Source organism: Thermogemmatispora sp., from assembly GCF_019683635.1.
Taxonomy (GTDB): Bacteria; Chloroflexota; Ktedonobacteria; order Ktedonobacterales; family Ktedonobacteraceae; genus Thermogemmatispora.
This window is the reverse complement of the sequence record NZ_JADGIA010000114.1, coordinates 1-16596: the sequence shown is the minus strand read 5'-3', so window position 1 is coordinate 16596 and position 16596 is coordinate 1. Positions and strand designations below refer to the sequence as shown.

At 63.3% G+C, this 16596-nt stretch carries 15 protein-coding genes; 2 read left to right on the top strand and 13 right to left on the bottom strand.

The window, feature by feature from the left end:
• Nucleotides 1-3 precede the first annotated feature (3 nt).
• The 11 genes from IRZ31_RS13345 to IRZ31_RS13295 all read right to left on the bottom strand — a co-directional run bounded on the left by IRZ31_RS13345 (nucleotide 4) and on the right by IRZ31_RS13295 (nucleotide 12310).
• Complete coding sequence (locus IRZ31_RS13345) at nucleotides 4-360, bottom strand: lycopene cyclase domain-containing protein (protein ID WP_297154439.1); 357 nt, start codon at nucleotides 358-360, stop codon at nucleotides 4-6.
• Nucleotides 361-796: 436 nt separating this feature from the next.
• Nucleotides 797-2197 carry an aldehyde dehydrogenase family protein gene (locus IRZ31_RS13340; RefSeq protein ID WP_297154437.1) on the bottom strand — a complete coding sequence of 467 codons (1401 nt, stop codon included), beginning with the start codon at nucleotides 2195-2197 and terminating at the stop codon, nucleotides 797-799.
• Between the two features lie 188 nt (nucleotides 2198-2385).
• Nucleotides 2386-3900, bottom strand: a complete 1515-nt coding sequence (gene tcuA / locus IRZ31_RS13335; protein ID WP_297154435.1) for an FAD-dependent tricarballylate dehydrogenase TcuA — start codon at nucleotides 3898-3900, stop codon at nucleotides 2386-2388.
• Nucleotides 3897-4205, bottom strand: a complete 309-nt coding sequence (locus tag IRZ31_RS13330; RefSeq protein ID WP_112432348.1) for a Dabb family protein — start codon at nucleotides 4203-4205, stop codon at nucleotides 3897-3899. The genes tcuA and IRZ31_RS13330 overlap by 4 nt, the downstream gene beginning before the upstream one ends.
• Before the next feature lie 82 nt (nucleotides 4206-4287).
• Nucleotides 4288-5046, bottom strand: coding sequence for an SDR family oxidoreductase (locus IRZ31_RS13325; RefSeq protein WP_112432350.1), 759 nt, complete (start codon nucleotides 5044-5046; stop codon nucleotides 4288-4290).
• A 193-nt stretch (nucleotides 5047-5239) separates the two neighbouring features.
• Complete coding sequence (locus IRZ31_RS13320; RefSeq protein WP_112432352.1) at nucleotides 5240-5710, bottom strand: cupin domain-containing protein; 471 nt, start codon at nucleotides 5708-5710, stop codon at nucleotides 5240-5242.
• Nucleotides 5707-7509, bottom strand: a complete 1803-nt coding sequence (locus IRZ31_RS13315; protein WP_297154431.1) for a thiamine pyrophosphate-binding protein — start codon at nucleotides 7507-7509, stop codon at nucleotides 5707-5709. Before IRZ31_RS13315 ends, IRZ31_RS13320 begins: the two co-directional genes overlap by 4 nt.
• A 113-nt stretch (nucleotides 7510-7622) precedes the next feature.
• On the bottom strand, nucleotides 7623-8354 hold the full coding sequence (locus tag IRZ31_RS13310) for an ABC transporter ATP-binding protein (RefSeq protein WP_112432356.1): 732 nt from the start codon (nucleotides 8352-8354) through the stop codon (nucleotides 7623-7625).
• Nucleotides 8347-10128 (bottom strand): branched-chain amino acid ABC transporter ATP-binding protein/permease, encoded by a 1782-nt coding sequence (locus tag IRZ31_RS13305; protein WP_297154428.1) that lies wholly within the window; start codon nucleotides 10126-10128, stop codon nucleotides 8347-8349. The genes IRZ31_RS13310 and IRZ31_RS13305 overlap by 8 nt, the downstream gene beginning before the upstream one ends.
• Complete coding sequence (locus IRZ31_RS13300) at nucleotides 10125-11006, bottom strand: branched-chain amino acid ABC transporter permease (protein WP_112432360.1); 882 nt, start codon at nucleotides 11004-11006, stop codon at nucleotides 10125-10127. The genes IRZ31_RS13305 and IRZ31_RS13300 overlap by 4 nt, the downstream gene beginning before the upstream one ends.
• Before the next feature lie 83 nt (nucleotides 11007-11089).
• Nucleotides 11090-12310 carry an amino acid ABC transporter substrate-binding protein gene (locus IRZ31_RS13295; protein ID WP_297154425.1) on the bottom strand — a complete coding sequence of 407 codons (1221 nt, stop codon included), beginning with the start codon at nucleotides 12308-12310 and terminating at the stop codon, nucleotides 11090-11092.
• A 787-nt stretch (nucleotides 12311-13097) separates the two neighbouring features.
• Between IRZ31_RS13295 and IRZ31_RS13290 the strand changes: the two genes are divergently transcribed.
• A complete protein-coding gene (locus tag IRZ31_RS13290; RefSeq protein WP_112432366.1) occupies nucleotides 13098-13775 on the top strand; it encodes a GntR family transcriptional regulator in 678 nt (225 codons plus the stop codon).
• Between the two features lie 701 nt (nucleotides 13776-14476).
• A complete protein-coding gene (locus IRZ31_RS13285) occupies nucleotides 14477-15313 on the top strand; it encodes a hypothetical protein (protein WP_297154423.1) in 837 nt (278 codons plus the stop codon).
• A 193-nt stretch (nucleotides 15314-15506) separates the two neighbouring features.
• Here the strand turns inward: IRZ31_RS13285 and IRZ31_RS13280 are convergent, their stop codons facing one another.
• Complete coding sequence (locus IRZ31_RS13280; protein ID WP_297154422.1) at nucleotides 15507-16067, bottom strand: hypothetical protein; 561 nt, start codon at nucleotides 16065-16067, stop codon at nucleotides 15507-15509.
• A 135-nt stretch (nucleotides 16068-16202) separates the two neighbouring features.
• Nucleotides 16203-16596: hypothetical protein (locus tag IRZ31_RS13275; protein WP_297154420.1), on the bottom strand; the 394-nt coding region annotated here is incomplete at its 5' end.

Genomic DNA, 16596 nt, shown 5'->3' with positions numbered 1-16596 from the left:
CCCTCAGACCCCTTTCCTGGTGGTAGTCTCTTCCTCTGGGGCTGCGGGCACGGGAGCGGGGCCAGAGCGTAGGAGGGCGTAGAGCAGCAAGGTGGTCAGCAGGGTTTCCAGCAGAGCGAAGAGATATTCTTCGAGGGGAATGAGCCAGAGACGCAGACCCCAGGTCTGGGCGGGGGACCAGTTCCAGATGCCGCGAGCGACGGCGGCATGATCCCAGGGAGCCATAGCAAGCAGGACGATCGCAGCAAGCGGGACAGTCGTCAGCCAGTAGCGACGGCAGAACAGGCGCCGGCCCAGCAGCAGCGTCAGCAAGCCGATGGGCACAAGCAAGAAGAGGGCCAGAAAGCCAGCGTAGGTCATCACCGATTTCTCCGAAGATGCATGGAGTGCATTATCACAACAGTAGAGGCGCGCAAGTGGCGAGAGACCTCTCTCGCGAAGCCTCTCTTCTGAGTAAGACGCCTGTCGCGCGCTTTTCTGGCCCCCAGGAGAGACGGGCCGGTGAGCTGGGTGCTGGTCTCAACAGGCCCCGGTGAAGTCCCTGTCTTGCTCTCTCTTGCTGACTATGGTTCGCCGTTGGCGGGTAGGTGGGCGAGCGCGGCGGGCAGCTCACGCCTCCGAACGCCTGCCGTCGTCGAAAGGCGAGCTGCCCACCTCCTCACGCAGCGGGGGGTAGGGGCAAGGGCGCACACTGCCGCGTGGGCGCCGTGTGCACGCCAGCGCAGCAGCACGCGCGACCCCGCTGCGTCAAGAGGCGCCCGCGTGACCCGAGCTGGCTGAGGAGCGCTGGCTCAACTCAAGGTCCCAGCATCACCAGACGCTCAACCGTCATCTCGCGGATGGCGTAGGCGGGGCCTTCCTTGCCGAAGCCGCTATCTTTCATACCGCCGTAGGGCATGCCGTCGGCGCGCGTACTGGAAGTACCATTGATAATCACTCCACCCACCTCCAGACGGCGAGCCAGCTCCAGAGCTGTTGCCAGCGAGGAAGTGTAGACCCCGGCCTGCAAGCCGTAGCGGCTGGCGTTGGCCGCCTCGATCGCCTCATCCAGCCGCTCAAAGCGCACAATGCTAACCACAGGAGCGAAGATCTCTTCACGCGTGATGCGCATTGGTGGCGCGACCTCATGCAGCAGTGTCGGCTGAAAGAGCGTTCCTGTGCAGGAGCCGCCGACCAGCACGCGCGCCCCCGACTGCAGAGCCTCCTCCACCAGGGCGCAGGCTCGCGCTGCCGCGCTCTCGCTGATCAGTGGCCCGACCTCTGTCGCCGGATCGGCGGGGTCGCCGCTCTTAAGGGCCGCTACCTGCGCGCTCAGACGCTCCACAAACTCGCGCTCCACTGAAGTATGGACAAAGAGCGATTGGACTGACGTGCAGACCTGGCCGGCTTTGCGATAGCCGGCGTGGGCTACGTCGCGGGCCGCCCGCTCCAGATCGGCATCGGCGCAGATGATGGTCGCTGAGACGCTGCCCAGCTCCAGCGAGACTGGACGCAGACCCGTCTCGCGCTTGACGATCGCTCCCACCTCGGTTGAACCGGTGAAGGTGGTAAAGCCAATACGCGGATCGCGCAGGAGCCGCAGACCGACCTCGGAGCCGGAGCCATAGAGGACCTGCAGACGGCCCTCGGGTAGCCCGGCTTCGTCGAGGATCTGGGCCAGTAACGCGGCTGTCAGCGGAGTCAACTCCGCCGGCTTGAGGATGACGGCGTTGCCGGCGGCCAGAGCTGGCCCGATCTTGTGGCAGACCGTATTGAGCGGAGCATTGAAGGGCGTGATGGCCAGGACGATGCCCACTGGCACACGGATGGTCAAGGCCAGACGCTGCTCGAAGCCGGGGCTGGCGTCCAGAGGCACCACTTCGCCACCCAGGCGTAGAGCCTCCTGCGCGCAGAGGGTCAGCGTGACCACGGCCCGCGCAAATTCCTGTTCGACATCCTTGCGCGAGAAGCCCGTTTCGCGGCGCATGGTCTCCAGCACTGCGGTGCGGCGCTCTTCAAGCAGCGCCACCGCCCGCTGCAGGACCGCCGCCCGTTCGCGCGCCGGCCACGGGCGCCGCCTGGCCTGCTCTGCCGCCTGCAGCGCCTGCTCGATCTCGCGCTCGCCGGCCCGCGGCAGCTCGCCGATGACCTCGCCACTCCACTTGTCGCGCACAATAACCGCCCTGGCGGCAGCCGATGACTGACTCATCGTGCTCATCCTTCCTTCGTTCCTTCTTTCCTTCCTAGTGCTCTCCGCGTCCGCTTTGGCCGAAACCAGTTGATCCCGGCTACCCGGTGGGCGCTCTCTCTGTCTCGCTGACCAGCCCGACAGGCAGGCAGGCGGGCGCCGGGCGAGCTGGCGACCGGCCCGGCCAGAGGGGCGAAGCGAAGAGCGAGAGCGGCGAACTAGCTGGCCCTATCAAGGGCGCGCCGCTCTCGGGACCACTGACCGGCGGCCCGTCCGGCGCGGCGTCCAAAGACCGAGCCGGCCATCAGACCGGCACCGCCCGGGTAGTTATGGTAGAAGAGGCCACCGACCAGCTCGCCGGCAGCGTACAGACCGGGCATTGGCAGATTGAGCCGGTCCAGTACGCGCCCATTGGGGTCAATGCGTAGCCCCCCGAAGGTGAACGTAATACCGCAGGTGACCGCGAAGGCGTAGTAGGGCGGCGTATCCAGCGGCTGGGCCCAGTTTGATTTTCTGGGGGTGATGCCGACCGTGCCCTTGCCGTCCTTGATGGCTGGATTAAACTTCACATCGCGCATCACCGCAGCGTTGAAGGTGGCGACCGTCTCCTCCAGGCCATCGGCATCGATTCCCGCCTTCTGCGCCAGCTCGCGAATCGTCAGAGCCTCGAAGCGCGAGACGCCGGGGGCAGTGTACTCATCCTTGCGCAGAAGCGGCTCAGTTTTGGCATCGAAGAGCTGGAAAGCGATGCCATCGGGTTGCTTCATGATCTCGGCGCCATAGCGAGCGTAGGTGTAGTTGCGGAAGTCGGCCCCCTCATCGAGGAAGCGCTTGCCCTGACTATTGACCACAATCCCCAGCGGATAGGACTGCTTGGTCAGCAGGTTGGTCAAGAAGCGATCACCGTGGGGAGGAGCGGCGACGTCCCAGGCCACCGAGTGACAGCCGCTCCAGTGGCCATAGGACTGCGCTCCCAGCGCCAGAGCGGCAAAGAGGACCTCGCCCGTATTGTAGGGCGTGCCACGCACACGGGCCAGATCCCAGCCAGGCCCCAGGTAGCAGCTACGAAGCTGCGGATTGGCCTCGAAGCCGCCCGCCGCCAGGACCACGGCACCGGCCCGAATACGCTGCCGCTCTCTGCCTGGTGGAGAGCAAATCACACCGCAGACTGCTCCCGTCATGTCGCATTCCAGATCAACAACCGGGCTGTTGAAGCGCACCTCGATGCCGCTGGCTGCCGCCGCCTGCAGATGCTGCTCGATCAATCCCTTGCCGCCGTTGACCGTGCCCAGGGCCAGCCCGCCCCAGAAACGGAACTCGCCATCAACCTGGAACGACTGGCGATCGTACATCAGGCGGAAGCGCAGTCCTTTCTGATGCAGCCAGCGAATGGTCTCAGCGGCCTCCTGCACCAGGATCGCCGTCAACTCAGGATCACAGCGACCTTTGGTGGTGCGCTGCATATCCTGCAGGAACTGCTCAGGCGTGTAGGGGGGGAGCGCGGTCCGCTGCAGAAAAGCCTCGTCGCGCTCGTCCAGGAGCGGCAGCAGTTCCTCCAGACTGGAGAAGGTGGTGCGGAAGGCGCCCGCTGTGAAATAGCTGTTGCCGCCTGCCCAGTCGCTGCCGGCCTTTTCCAGCACTAACACCTTGTCCACCTGCTCGCGCGCCGCATGCGCAGCGCTGAGGCCGGCGTTGCCGCCGCCGACCACGATGACATCGTAGTACTCTGTCATTGGCCCTCCATTACCAGTTGTACCATTGCGCGCCCGTCGCTCTGAATCAGTTTGGACGTCAGACGCTGGCTGATCGCCACATGAGCGGGATGCTGCATATAGCGCTCCCAGGCCTCCATATCGTCGAGATCAGCCACCAGCGCTACGGTGTACTGTTGATCGCGCGGACTGATGTTGCGCCCGGCTACCAGGCTGCGCAAGCCTGGCACCTGCCCGACGAGCGAGCGCCAGGCGGCGCACAGCTCCTCTAGCTGCTCCGGCGTCGCCTCTGCGCGGGCCTTGCCAAGAAAGATATGGCGTATCACCTTGCTGTGTCCCTCCTTTCTCCTCGCCTGCCATGAAAGGCGCTGGGAGGTGGGGCCGTGATCCCCCCACCGACCTGCCTCGCTACATGGTTAGCCAGCCACCATCGACATAGAGCGTGATCCCCGTGATATAGGCCGACTCGTCGGAGGCCAGGAAGACCGCCGCCCCCGCCAGATCGCTCGGCTGCCCCACGCGCCCCATCGGAATATGAGCCAGCGTTGCCGCTAACGATTGCGGATCGTCCAGCCGGTCCTTGCTCAGCTCCGTATAGATCGGGCCGGGGCCGATAGCGTTGACGCGAATATTGGCCTTGACCAGCGCCAGGGCCATCGCTTTGGTCAGGGTGCGTACCCCGCCTTTGCTGGTGCAGTAATGCACGGTCGTCGGGTTGACGCTCTCGGCATTGACCGAGGCGATATTGATGATCACGCCGCCGCCCTGCTCTTTCATGCGGCGGGCGAAAGCCTGCCCGCACAGGAAGGTTCCCTTCAGATTGATGTCCAGCACCCGATCCCATTCAGCTTCCGTGATCTCCAGAAAATCGTAACGTCCGATGACGCCGGCATTGTTGACCAGAATATCGACCCGCCCGAATTCGCGGACCGTCCAGGTGGCCAGCTCATTGACCTCCGTCGCATTGGTGACGTCGAGATGCTTTCCGACAACCCGTTGACCTGTCGCCTGAGCAAGCTCGGCGGCGGTCTGGCGGGCTGCCTCCTCCATGATGTCGGCAATCACCACGGAAGCCCCTTCGCGGGCATAGGCCTCGGCAATGGCCCGTCCGTTGCCGCGCGCCGCACCAGTGATCACAGCAATGCGCTCCTTCAAACGCTCTCCCATGATGGTGTCCAACTCCTTTCTAAAGACTGCTTCTCTCGATGGACGGCCTGTCGCCTGCCACAGCGCCAGGTGGACAGATGAACAGGCAGTCAGGCGGGAGGCGGCGGGCCGAGCCTGGAGCAGCCGGCCCGCTCCCCGCTGGCCGTGGCACTGATAGACGTCACATCTCCACTACATGCCAGCGCGGCGACAGTCAGACGCCAGGGCTGGCAGATTCGTCGGGATGGTTGATCTCATCCTCGCGGCGGTCGCGCCGCTCCAGCTCGCCGGCGGGCACCGTCACCACGATGAAGAGCAGGTCCTCCAGGCCCGTATTGGCCAGAGAATGCACCACCCCGGGCGGAATGAAAATGGCCGTATGCGGCTCAACCACATATTGGCGCTCGCCCAGGCGCATCAGGCCACGCCCCTTGAGAATGTAGTAGACGTGCTCGGCCTCTTCGTGGACGTGATTCTCGGCGTAGCCGCGCGGCTGATAGAGCGAGAGCCGAAAATCAAAGTAGCGCGTCCGGCTGTTGTCCGGGTTCACCAGCAGCTTAGAGTAGGCTTCATGGTGCTGCGGCGGCTCGACCCAGACCAGCTCTTCGGCGCGGACCGGGCGCACCTCGTCGACCTCCTTGGGGATCGACGAGGGCCGCGGCTCAAAGGACGGCGAGGCACTCATAGCTGATCCTCCTGCCAACCAAAATTGGGCAGCGGGTGGGGCAGCGGTGGCAGCTCCCAGCTGGCCGTGGCTGGCGGCCTGACCTCGCGATCGACGCGTACATCGAGCACCGTCGGGCGCCCGCTCGTCAGAGCCTGATGCAGGAGATCGCCCAGGTCGCCGGGACGCTCGACCAGATAGCCATCGGCCCCCATAGCCCGCGCCAGGGCCGCAAAATCTGCCGAGAAGAGGCGCCCGCTCTGCTCCTCGACGAAGCTTGTCACCAGCTCGCGCCCGCTGCCAAAGTAGCCGAGCTGCTGATCGCGGATCGAGCAATAGCCATAGTTGTTCCAGACCAGCCAGACCACCGGAATGGCGTATTCGACTGCCGTGGCGACTGTGCCTGGCCACATCAAGAAGCCGCCGTCGCCACAGACACTGACAACGCTGCGCTCCGGAGCGGCCAGCTTGGCCCCCAAAGCTCCGGCGACGCCAAAGCCCATCGAGGCGAAACCGAAGCTCTGCAACAGGGTGCGCGAGCGATAGGCCGGAAAAGCTGAGACCAGCCAGTTATGGTGCACCCCCACATCGGAGACAACGATAGCGTCCTCGGGCAGGGCGGCGCGCAGCTCACTGATGACGCGCTCGGGTCGCAGAGGGACTGCCTCCGAGCGGCGCGGCTCATTGACGTGCGCCTCCCATTTGCGTTGCCACTCCCCAATCTTCTCCAGCCAGCTGCGGCGCGCCGCAGCTCTCGTCTCCAACGCCGTGGTAGCACACGCTGACAGGGCCTCCAGCAGCTGGCGCAGCACCGTCCTGATGTCGCCGACAATACCGACTGCCGGCTGATAGTTTCTGCCGATCTCGCTGGGATCGATATCGACATGGATCAGCCTGGTAGGCGGAATGCGGTAAGTAAAGCCCGGCAGCCAGGAGCTGGTCGAGCGATCGTCGAAGCGTGTCCCCAGGGCCAGAATGACATCGGCGTTGCGGGTGGCCGCATTGGCCGGATAGCTCCCGTTGCGTCCTGTGGCTCCCAGGCTCAGCCGATGGCGCGCATCGATGACGCCCTTGCCGAGTGGAGTGGTGACCACCGGAATCGACAACTGCTCGGCCAGGCGCAGCAGCTCCGACTCGGCCTGGCTTAGCTCGACACCGTGTCCCGCCACAATCACCGGGCGCTGGGCAGAGAGCAAGAGACGCAGGGCTTCCTGCAGATCGGCGGGATCAGCCCCGGCGCGCGAAGCAATGGGGCAGTCCCATAGCTCGCGCTCAGCCTCCTCGCGCTCCACGGTCTCCACAAAGACATTGAGCGGTACATCGAGGTGGACCGGCCCCGGGCGCCCGCTCAGCATCAACGTATAAGCCTGGCGCAGTGCCAGCGGTAGCATGTCGGCCCGCGTCGGCTGAAAGCTGCGCTTGACGTAGGGGCGCAGTACGTTGACAAACTCCCCCTGGAAATAGCGACCGCTCTCCTGAAAGGGGCCACGGTTCCACTGTGAGGTGGGAACGTTGCCAGTGATGGCCAGGAAGGCCGACGAATCCATGAAGGCCGAAGCGATCGCCGGCACCAGGTTGGTAGAGCCGGGGCCGCAGGACGTGAAAGTCGCAACCGGCCTCTGGGCCACGCGGAAGTAGGCGTCGGCCATGAAGGCGGCGCAGGCCTCATGGTGCACAGAGATAGCTTTCAGCTCGTCCCGGCGGTCATAGACGGCATCCAGAAAGCCGAGGATGCCGTGACCACAGAGACCAAAGACATAGGGGACGCCGCGCCTGATCAGAAAATCAACGATCAGTTCCGCCCCCTTGATCGCTGCCATTGATAATCAACCCTCCTCCTGCTGATGGAATGATGAACTGCCGGCTGCTCTGCTGCGGCTGGGGTGCTCGCTCAGACGCGCTCGACCGGTTCTGCTTCAATCAGGCCGGGGCCTTAGCTGCTCGCCATTGGGCTGGCCCGCCCGACGTAGGACTCTACCAGGCGTGGGTCATGCAGCAGCTCGGCGGCGGGGGCCACGCGCGTAATGTGGCCATCCTCGAAGACATAGCCACGCTGGGCGAAGCGCAGGGCCGCGTAGGCATTCTGCTCGACCACAAAGACCGTCAGGCCGCCGGCATGTAAGGCCCGCAGGGCCTGGTACAGCTCGCCAACCACCCGCGGGGCCAGACCGGTCGATGGCTCGTCAAGGATCAGCAGCCGCGGATGGGTCATCAAAGCCCGTCCAACCGTGACCATCTGCTGCTCGCCACCGGAGAGCAGTCGACAGCGAGTCTGGCGCAGGCGCTGCAGCTTGGGAAAGATCTGGTAGATGTAGGCCAGGCGCTGGCGAAGGTCAGCCCTGCTGGCGCGATAGGCGCCAATCTCCAGGTTCTCCTCGACGGTCATCTCGGGAAAGAGTGCGCGCCCCTCGGGTACGTAACCGATGCCCAGGCGTACGCGCTCAAAAGGTGGCAGGCGGGCCAGATCGCGACCTGCAAAGAAGACCTGGCCGCCGCTCAGCGGCAGCTGGCCCATGATCAGGCGCAGCAGGGTCGTCTTGCCAGCTCCATTGGCGCCGACCGCGGCCACTGCCTCGCCCTCGGCGATGCTCAGACTGACCTCATGGACGACGGTGCGACCATGATAGCCGCCCGAGACCTGCTGTAACTGAAGCAACTCAGGCATTGACCGGCGCCTCCTCTCCCGTGCCCAGGTAGGCCTCGATCACCGCGGGATTGCGCAGAACTTCGTCAGGGCGGCCCTGGGCGATAGTGGTGCCGAAGTCGAGTACATAGACATGATCGGCAATGGGCATAATGGCGGGCACCACATGCTCAATCGCCACTACGGCGCAGCCCGCCGCTACCGCCTCGCGCAGCAGCGCATGCACGAGATGGATCTCCTCGGGCGACATCCCGGCCATCACCTCATCGAGGAGCAACACGCGCGGACGCAGCATCAAGGCCCGTCCGATTTCCAGGAAACGGAGCTGACCCGGCGGCAGGCCCTCGGGCGAGGCATCCCACTGCTCGCGCAGGGCCAGGCGCTCTAGCATCTGGGTAGCCGTCCTGATGGCCTCCTCCTTCGGGATGCCCGCCGCCAGAGCCGGCAACAGCAGGGTCTCCCAGGCCGTCAACGAAGGGAAAGGCCGACAGGTCTGGAAGGTACGCGCGATGCCGGCCCGCGCAATGCGATAGGGAGCCAGACGGTTGAGGAGCGTCTCACCAAAGCGAATGGTCCCACCGTTGCAGCGGTCGAAGCCCGTGATCAGGTTAAAGAGGGTGGTCTTGCCGGCCCCGTTGGGACCAATCACGGCGACGATCTGCCCGCTGCGAGCTTCCAGATTGACCCGGTTGAGGGCTGTCAGGCCACCGAAGTGCCGGGTAATCTCCTCGCAGCGCAGCGCTGGCTCTCCTGTCCTGCTGACCGCGGCGGGGAAGAGTGCCCGCCGCGCCTCAGCCTCTATCATTGGAGGCGGCCCCCATACCGGACGGCGTCGCAGCCAGCCGAAACGCTGGAAGAGCGAGACCAGGCCGCCCGGCATCCAGAGCACGGCGATCAAGATCAAGGCCCCCAGAATAATTTGCTGCTGCTGTGGGAACTGGGCCCAGAGGGCATTGCTGATCAACGAAATGACCACTGCGCCCAGCAGCGGCCCCCAGAGCGTGCCAATCCCGCCGAAGAGCACCATCAGGATCGTCTGCAGCTCATAGGTGTTGTTGAAGGCGCTGCCGGGATCGATGAAGCCCACGTTCCACACATAGAGCGCGCCCGCCAGGGCGGCCAGGCCGGCGCTCAGGCAGAAAGCCACCACCTTGCTCGCGTTGGTATTGATCCCCGAAGCCTCGGCGGCCTTCTCGTCGTCGCGCAAGGCCAGCAGGCGTAGCCCCAGCGGCGAACGCAGCAGCCAGGCCGTCAGCAGAACGGACCCCACTGCGCAGGCCAGCATGACCAGGGCGGTCTCCTGAGTGCTACCCACGATGGGCACTGGCTCGCCCATGCTCCCGCCTACCAGTGGCGTCGAGGTGGCGATCAAGGCCCCGATGTGGCTCAGCCCGAACATCCCCAGGGCGAAAAAGATGCCCTGCAGGCGCAGCATCACCGTCCCCAGCGGCAGGGCCAGGAGCACTGCCGCCAGGACCGCCCCCAGCGCCGCCAGGTACCAATCCCACTGCCAGGCGATCTGGCAGGTTGCGGCCACATAGGCCCCGATGCCGAAGAAGCCCACCTGGCCGAAGGAGACGTAGCCGCTCAGCCCGCTGATAATATTCCAGGCATAGGCCAGGACCACGAACAGGCAGGTGGAGAAGAGGAGCTGGGCCTGATCGCCGTTCCCGAAGAGCGCAATCAGAACCCCGGCAACGACGGCCACCCCAAAAATCAGCCAGGCGCCTTCTTGCTTGAAGAGTCCTGTGGCTCGCCACCCGGGAAAGGTTGGCCTGATGTGCCTCCGTCTCATATGCGCCCCCTTTGGCCAAGCAGGCCCTGCGGTCGCACAATCAGCACCAGAATAAAGATCACGTAGATCACCGCTGAGGCGGCGCTGGCGCCCAGAAAGTAGCTGCTGCTCACCTCGATCACTCCCAGGAGAATGGCGGCCAGGAGGGCGCCCAGGTAATTGCCGAGGCCACCGAGGGCGATCAGGGTAAAAGCCTGGACCGTCATGAAGCCGCCAGAAGCAGCCTGCACTGGGATCAGGACCACTGTCAGAGCGCCGGCGGCGCCAGCCATCGCCGCCCCCAGGGCAAAGGTCAGCAGGCGAATGCGTCCCGTGTTCAGGCCACAGCTTGCCGCTCCCAGCTCCGACTGAGCGGTGGCCCGTACCAGCCGCCCTGAGCGTGTGCGTGTCAGCCAGAGCTGGACAGCGAAGGCCAGGGCAAAGGCCAGCAGCGATGAGACCAGCAAGGACTCCGGGAAGAACAGCGCCCCCAGGTGCACCGCCGATTGAAAGAACGGGACCGACTGGTACTGACCGCCCCAGATGAGCAGGGCGATGTTCGAGATGATTGAGGAGAGGCCGAAGGTAATGAGCAGCGTACGCAGCTCACCCTGTGGAGCCGTTGTCTCTACCCGGGCCAGCAGGCCACGGTAGACCAGGCCGCCGACGAGCAGGAAGAGGAGAGTGGCCACAGGGATGGCCAGGGCTGGCCCGGCCCGAAAGGCGCCATAGAGGGTCACGGCCAGCAAACCGGCCACGACAATGAAGTCGCCGTGGGCCAGATTGACGACCTTCATGACGCCGTAGATCAGATTGAGGCCGGAGGCCATCAGCAGGTAGACTCCGCCCCACATGATGCCGGTGAGCAGGAGCAACAGATAGGTCTGGAGCTGGAGCATCGTTAGCGTTTCCCCCTGTTTCTGGCTCAGATGTGCCTGTCTGCCCCGCGCGGAGCGACATAGTGCCGGCTCTACTCCAGCATTTACCAGTTCGGATGCGGCAACTGCACCGGGCTGGTAGCCACCGCTGGCGGCCAGACCAGTTCCTGCTTACCGTTCTGCCACTGCAGCACGTAGGACTGATAACCCAGCTGCTGACCAAGGTTGTTCAGCTTGAACTCGCCGGCCACTGTCTGCAAGTCGAGCTTGAGGTAGGCATCGCGGATCTTGGTCTGATCGAGGCTGCCGGCCATTTTGACGGCTGCCGCCAGGGCCTGCATCGTGGCGTAGGCCATTGCCGCATGATAGTCGGGGTCGCGCCCAAAGCGGGCACGGAAGTTCTGGACGAACTCGGCGTTGCCGGCGGTCTTGAGCGTCGGGAACCAGAGCGTTGTCCCCAGGATGCCATTGGCAGCGTTGCCCAGAGCGCTGCCAAATTCCGGCTCGACCGGCCCGATACTGAAGGCGAAGAGCTTGGCGTTGACGTTGGAGGCGCGGGCGGCGCGGATGATGCCTTCGGCGTCAGCCAGATAGGTGGCACCGATGATCATGTCCGGCTTGGCGGCGCCGGCCTTGAGAACAAGGGCGGTGAAGTCATTGGTGTCGGCGGGATAGGTTGCTTCGAAAACCACGCGAATGCCGCGCGCTGCAGCCTCTTGCTTGATGCCCTGGGCCAGCTCAAGTGGAAAGGCGGTATCCTGGATCAGCAGGGCCAGCGTCTTGTAGCCTTTGGTGGCCGCCAGGTCGATGACGGGAATCATGTAGCGAGGGGTCTGGGTAATCGACTGCACCAGGTAGGGGTAGCGTCCGCTGAATGGCTCCAGGTTGGCGGCCATTGCGGGCATGGCCATCTTGTAGCGCGTCACCAGAGGGGCGATGGCCGAGGTCAGGTCGGTCTGGTAAGGCCCAACCAGCAGGTCTACTTTGTCACTGGTGATGAGGCGCTGGTAGAGCTGCACAGCGGTCGAGGCGCTGCCCTGATCATCATAGTAGACCAGCTGCACTTTGCGCCCGAGTAGTCCCCCTTGGGCGTTGATGGCGTCGGCGCCAAGCTGGTAGCCCTGCAGATCAAACTTGGCCGGGGCGGATTGCGGCCCGGTTTCTGTAATGGAGAAGCCGATGCGGATCGGGGCCGAGTTCGAAGCACCGCCGCCGGAGGTGGAGGAGGCGCAGGCCGAAAGCGCCAGGGCGATCAATAGCAGGCAAGCGATGAGGGCATGGCCGATGGGACGACGGGGCGCGCGCAATCGCTGAAATAGTGCCATGTCGAGACACCTCCTTGTGATGATTGGATAGGGCCGCCTTGGTTCATGCGTTCGTCCGTTCGATAGAGCTGGAGGCTCTTTCCTCCTGCACTTCTGTCAAGGCCCGACCTTGACAGATCGTGCTGCCGGCGTGGCGCTCGCTGCCGCGGGACAGGCAAGCTTGCTTGCTAGACGCTAGACGAGTAGGCGCAGGCTGCTCTGCCACACCCCAGAAGAGCGGAAGTGGACAGGGCAGGGAGTAAAGGATCGGTAGAGCGATCCGCCGAGCACGACTTGATCGTCCTCAGATGCATCTCCTTGCCATGATGGGCGCTTTCCCGCTCGTCCTCTTGTATGCCCAATAGGGCATACTGCTGTATGTACAAGCACCATAGAACGATTGGCTCTTGCGCCAATCAGCCTCGTCTCCTCTCCTGAGCCAGGTGGGCGGGAGTGCCTCAGCCAATCTGCTGATGCTGAGCTGATCCTCGAAGGGGCCGCAGCCAGGGCTGCTACGCCGTGCTTGATTGTCAGAAACCTGGCTCGCCACATCACAAACCTGTCACTGTATACAGTCGTATACAGCTGTACAACAGTTATATACACTGGCGAGAGGGCCTTGTCAAGGGGGAGGTTGCTGGCAGAAACGTGTTCGTTGGGCCGCTGCTAGAGAGGGTAGAAGCGGTATCTGCTCCCTCTCAGGAATTTCCGGCTCTCTTGACAGTGTCTTGCATACGGATGTATACAATTATGGAGGGCAAGGAAAGCTCTCCATCACACTTCTCTCTCAGGAAAGCGGGTGAAGCACATGCCTCTCTCTCGAATCCAGCTCCCGGGTGAGCGTTCCAGAGCCCAGGAACTGTATGAATTTCTGCGCAATGCCATTCTTGACGGGACCTTAGAGCCGAATGAGCGCCTTGTTGAAGAGAATATCGCCGCGCTAGCCTCAGTCAGTCGCACGCCGGTGCGGGAGGCGTTGCGCAAGTTGGAAGCGGACAATCTGGTGAGGGACACTGGTCAGGGGATTGTGGTAGGAACCACCTCGCCAGAGGAATTAGAGGAGTTGTGCGCGGTGCGTGAGACGCTGGAGGGGATGGCCTCGCGGCTGGCGGCGCGTTTGCGTTCAGAGCTGGAGGTGGCTAGTTTGCGGCGTATTCTGGAGGAGTATCGGGAGGCGACGCAGCAGCGCGATGTTGAGCGGCTGGTGGTGCTCAACCACGCCTTTCACGAGACCATCTGGCAGGCGGCGCGCAATCGCTATCTGTTCCGTGAGCTGACGAATCTGCGCGACCTGATTGAGCGCTTACAGAAGACGACGCTGGATAGGCCGGAGCGCCAGCAGGCGGCTCTGCCAGAGCACGAGGCGCTTTTTGAGGCCATTGTGCGGCAGGATGAGGATGAGGCCGAGCGTCTGGCTCGCCAGCATTTCCGCGAGGCGATGGCGATCCGCCTGATGATGGCCCGGCTGGCGCAGAAGCGGCTGTAGTCAGCCGGCTTCTCTCCTGGGCTGGCTGGGCGGAGTGACCGGTCTGCTCTTTTCTTCCCTTATCTTGAACGTTGCCTTTTTCCTGTTGTTATAATGTTTCTGATCATTTATTCTGTCTGATTGCTTTCATCTCTCCTTTCTCCAAGAGCAGCACTGTCGCGGGTTGTGCAAGGGGGGAGTAGGTGGCCGATCTGCTTCTGGTGAATGGAAGTGGCTGGGAATGGCCTGCTGCGTCGGTGCACGGCGCAGGGGAATTTTTTTGGTTTGGGCAACGCTGGGCCGTCGCCCCTGGAGGGAGGTGAGATGCGTGGCGGCCTGGGGTATGGAGAGCGGGCGAGCTGGAGGGTATTGGGCGAGGGCTGGGAACACGGGCTTCCTTTCTCTCTTCGTGGCCGGGTGAGGATCTCCATCGTTCTGGTAGAGCAGTGATGGTGCACGAGAAGTGTGGGGCCGCTGTCACACTTCTCGTTGCTCTCGGCAGAGATTGGCCTCCTGGCTGCTCTGCTGGACATTGATTGCATCCTGCACGGAGGGACAGATCGACGCGATGCACACTCCTCTACTGGTGGCTCTCGCTGGACCGGTAAGGCAGGGAGAGCCAATTGAGGCTTTTCTGGCTTTTCTCTGGGACTCTGGTGCTCGCTGGCCCTGGGATCTGAGGCGACGGGCGCTGTCGAGGTGGGGATCGAAAGGAGGCGGCCATGTCTGATATGCGTCCTTCCCCGTTGGGCGTCCATCCTGCGAGGCAGGGGCCGCCCTCTCCTGCGCTCTCGCCCCAGCAATGGCAGCCGCTGCTGGTCAAGGTGCCGGAGATCACGGTCTACTTCTGGGTGATCAAGCTCCTGACGACGGCTTTGGGTGAATCGACCTCAGATTTTCTGGTCTACCAGATCAATCCATATGTGGCGGTGGGCTTGGGCTGCTTTGGCCTGGTGGCGGCTTTGATCTTGCAGCTCTCGCTGCGGCGCTATATCGCCTGGGTCTACTGGCTAACGGCCTTGATGGTGGCGGTCTTTGGGACAATGGCCGCTGATGTGCTGCATGTGGTGCTCGGCATCTCGTATGTGGTTTCGACGACCTTTTTCTCAGCGGCCCTGGCGGTGATCTTCGTGGTCTGGTATCTGTGCGAGCACACGCTCTCGATCCACAGTGTCTATCGCGGGCGCCGCGAGCTGTTCTACTGGGCGGCGGTGATTGCCACCTTTGCCCTGGGAACGGCGGCGGGCGATCTGACGGCGGCTACGCTCAATCTTGGTTACTTCCCCTCGATCCTCCTCTTCGCGGTCCTTTTTGCACTGCCCGCGCTGGGATACTGGTTGCTACGTTTCAATGCAATTGCGGCCTTCTGGTGGGCTTATATTGTGACCAGGCCCCTGGGGGCTTCGATTGCCGACTGGTTCGGCAAGCCCTATCTGGGTGGCCTCGGTTTGGGTGATGGTAAGGTCTCGCTGGTCTTGCTGATCCTGCTGGTCCTCTTTGTGGCCTACTTGAGCGTCACGCATCGTGATGTGCAGGGCCGTTCCGCTGAGAGACGCTGACCAGCTCTGATCAGCTGTGATCAGCTGTGATCGGCTGACCAGCTGACTGAGAACGGACGGGCCTATGCTGCGCCGGGCTGGATCGTGATGGGTGCCTCACCGTCTTCAGCGGCAGGTGGTGGGGCACCCTGTTTTTGGCTGGTTCTCTGCTGTATGCTTGACTGGCCGGAGCTGTTCCTCATGGTGAGTCGGCTCAACTCCAGTCGGCGCCCTGATCGGTCCTGAGCAGGGCCGAGCTGGGAACAACGGCATAGAGGTGCACGCTGATGCCTCCGGCGCTGCTCATGGAGGCGAGGAGCTGATAGTGTTGGTCTGGCCAGGTCTCGACGGCGCTGACCTGCTGGGCGGCCTGGCTATCAGGGACACGCTCGACGATGGAGAAGAGGCGCGGATGTTGACGGGCGTAGGCCCGCGTTTGCTGGGCGTAGATCAGGATGGAATAGTTGAGCAGGTAGAGCAGAGCGGCGCAGAGGGCCGAGGGTAGACGTAGGATGAATTCGGTGGGAGCCGGTCCGAGGGCGCCCGTGAGCTGCAGCCAGAAATGCAGTAGGAGATAGTACAGTTCCATGTTCGGCTCGGGGCCCCAGATGGCTTGCCAGAGCCGTGGCAGCGGCTGACGCGCCAGTTCGACTGAGAAGGCTTCGTCGAACCAGAGGCTTGGAGATCCCAGGGCATGCAGATAAAGCAGTAGGGCGGCGAAGAACGGGAAGACGACAGACAACCAGGCTGCTGCCTGGTCGAACGATGTGCGCAAGCGAAGCTGCTGACTGAGAGGACCGGTTGCATTCCGTGCGGCAGGGTTCATCAAGGCGCAGGGCAAGGACTGCTGTGCGGCGGAGACTGCCGGCAGCGCCTGCCCCGTCCCTCGTCCTGAGCGACCCTGGCCCCGTTATCCTAGCTTGTTCCTGGCTTCAAGCAAAGCCTCTCTCAGGGCATCAAGTCGTTTGTCCTTCCCGATAGGGAGGGTCCTCATTTGCATATAGATACGCTCTACCCAGCCAATTTGACGTGCTGAGCGATATTCGGTTGCTAGCTCTAGACCTTTCAAGACAAGCTGAAGACCCTCATCAAGTTCTCCAAGCCGAAAGTAGGCTTTGCCTTTATTAATAGTATAAGCACCAAGTTCTCGCAGAGGTCTGAATTGCCGGAGTCGATCGGTCTCCTCAAACACTTTGACAGCTTCGGCGGGCTTCCAGAGTTCGGCCAGGCCACCGGCCTTGGCCCAGAGGACGTCATCGAGGCTGAAGTCGTTGGCCAGTCCGGCGATGCTCTCCTTGTGGGTC

Excerpts from the sequence above, each read along its gene's own strand:
- IRZ31_RS13345 (WP_297154439.1), bottom strand. The coding sequence starts at position 360 with ATGACCTACGCTGGCTTTCTGGCCCTCTTCTTGCTTGTGCCCATCGGC.
- IRZ31_RS13340 (WP_297154437.1), bottom strand. The coding sequence starts at position 2,197 with ATGAGCACGATGAGTCAGTCATCGGCTGCCGCCAGGGCGGTTATTGTG.
- tcuA (WP_297154435.1), bottom strand. The coding sequence starts at position 3,900 with ATGACAGAGTACTACGATGTCATCGTGGTCGGCGGCGGCAACGCCGGC.
- IRZ31_RS13325 (WP_112432350.1), bottom strand. The coding sequence starts at position 5,046 with ATGGGAGAGCGTTTGAAGGAGCGCATTGCTGTGATCACTGGTGCGGCG.
- IRZ31_RS13320 (WP_112432352.1), bottom strand. The coding sequence starts at position 5,710 with ATGAGTGCCTCGCCGTCCTTTGAGCCGCGGCCCTCGTCGATCCCCAAG.
- IRZ31_RS13315 (WP_297154431.1), bottom strand. The coding sequence starts at position 7,509 with ATGGCAGCGATCAAGGGGGCGGAACTGATCGTTGATTTTCTGATCAGG.
- IRZ31_RS13310 (WP_112432356.1), bottom strand. The coding sequence starts at position 8,354 with ATGCCTGAGTTGCTTCAGTTACAGCAGGTCTCGGGCGGCTATCATGGT.
- IRZ31_RS13305 (WP_297154428.1), bottom strand. The coding sequence starts at position 10,128 with ATGAGACGGAGGCACATCAGGCCAACCTTTCCCGGGTGGCGAGCCACA.
- IRZ31_RS13300 (WP_112432360.1), bottom strand. The coding sequence starts at position 11,006 with ATGCTCCAGCTCCAGACCTATCTGTTGCTCCTGCTCACCGGCATCATG.
- IRZ31_RS13295 (WP_297154425.1), bottom strand. The coding sequence starts at position 12,310 with ATGGCACTATTTCAGCGATTGCGCGCGCCCCGTCGTCCCATCGGCCAT.
- IRZ31_RS13290 (WP_112432366.1), top strand. The coding sequence starts at position 13,098 with ATGCCTCTCTCTCGAATCCAGCTCCCGGGTGAGCGTTCCAGAGCCCAG.
- IRZ31_RS13285 (WP_297154423.1), top strand. The coding sequence starts at position 14,477 with ATGTCTGATATGCGTCCTTCCCCGTTGGGCGTCCATCCTGCGAGGCAG.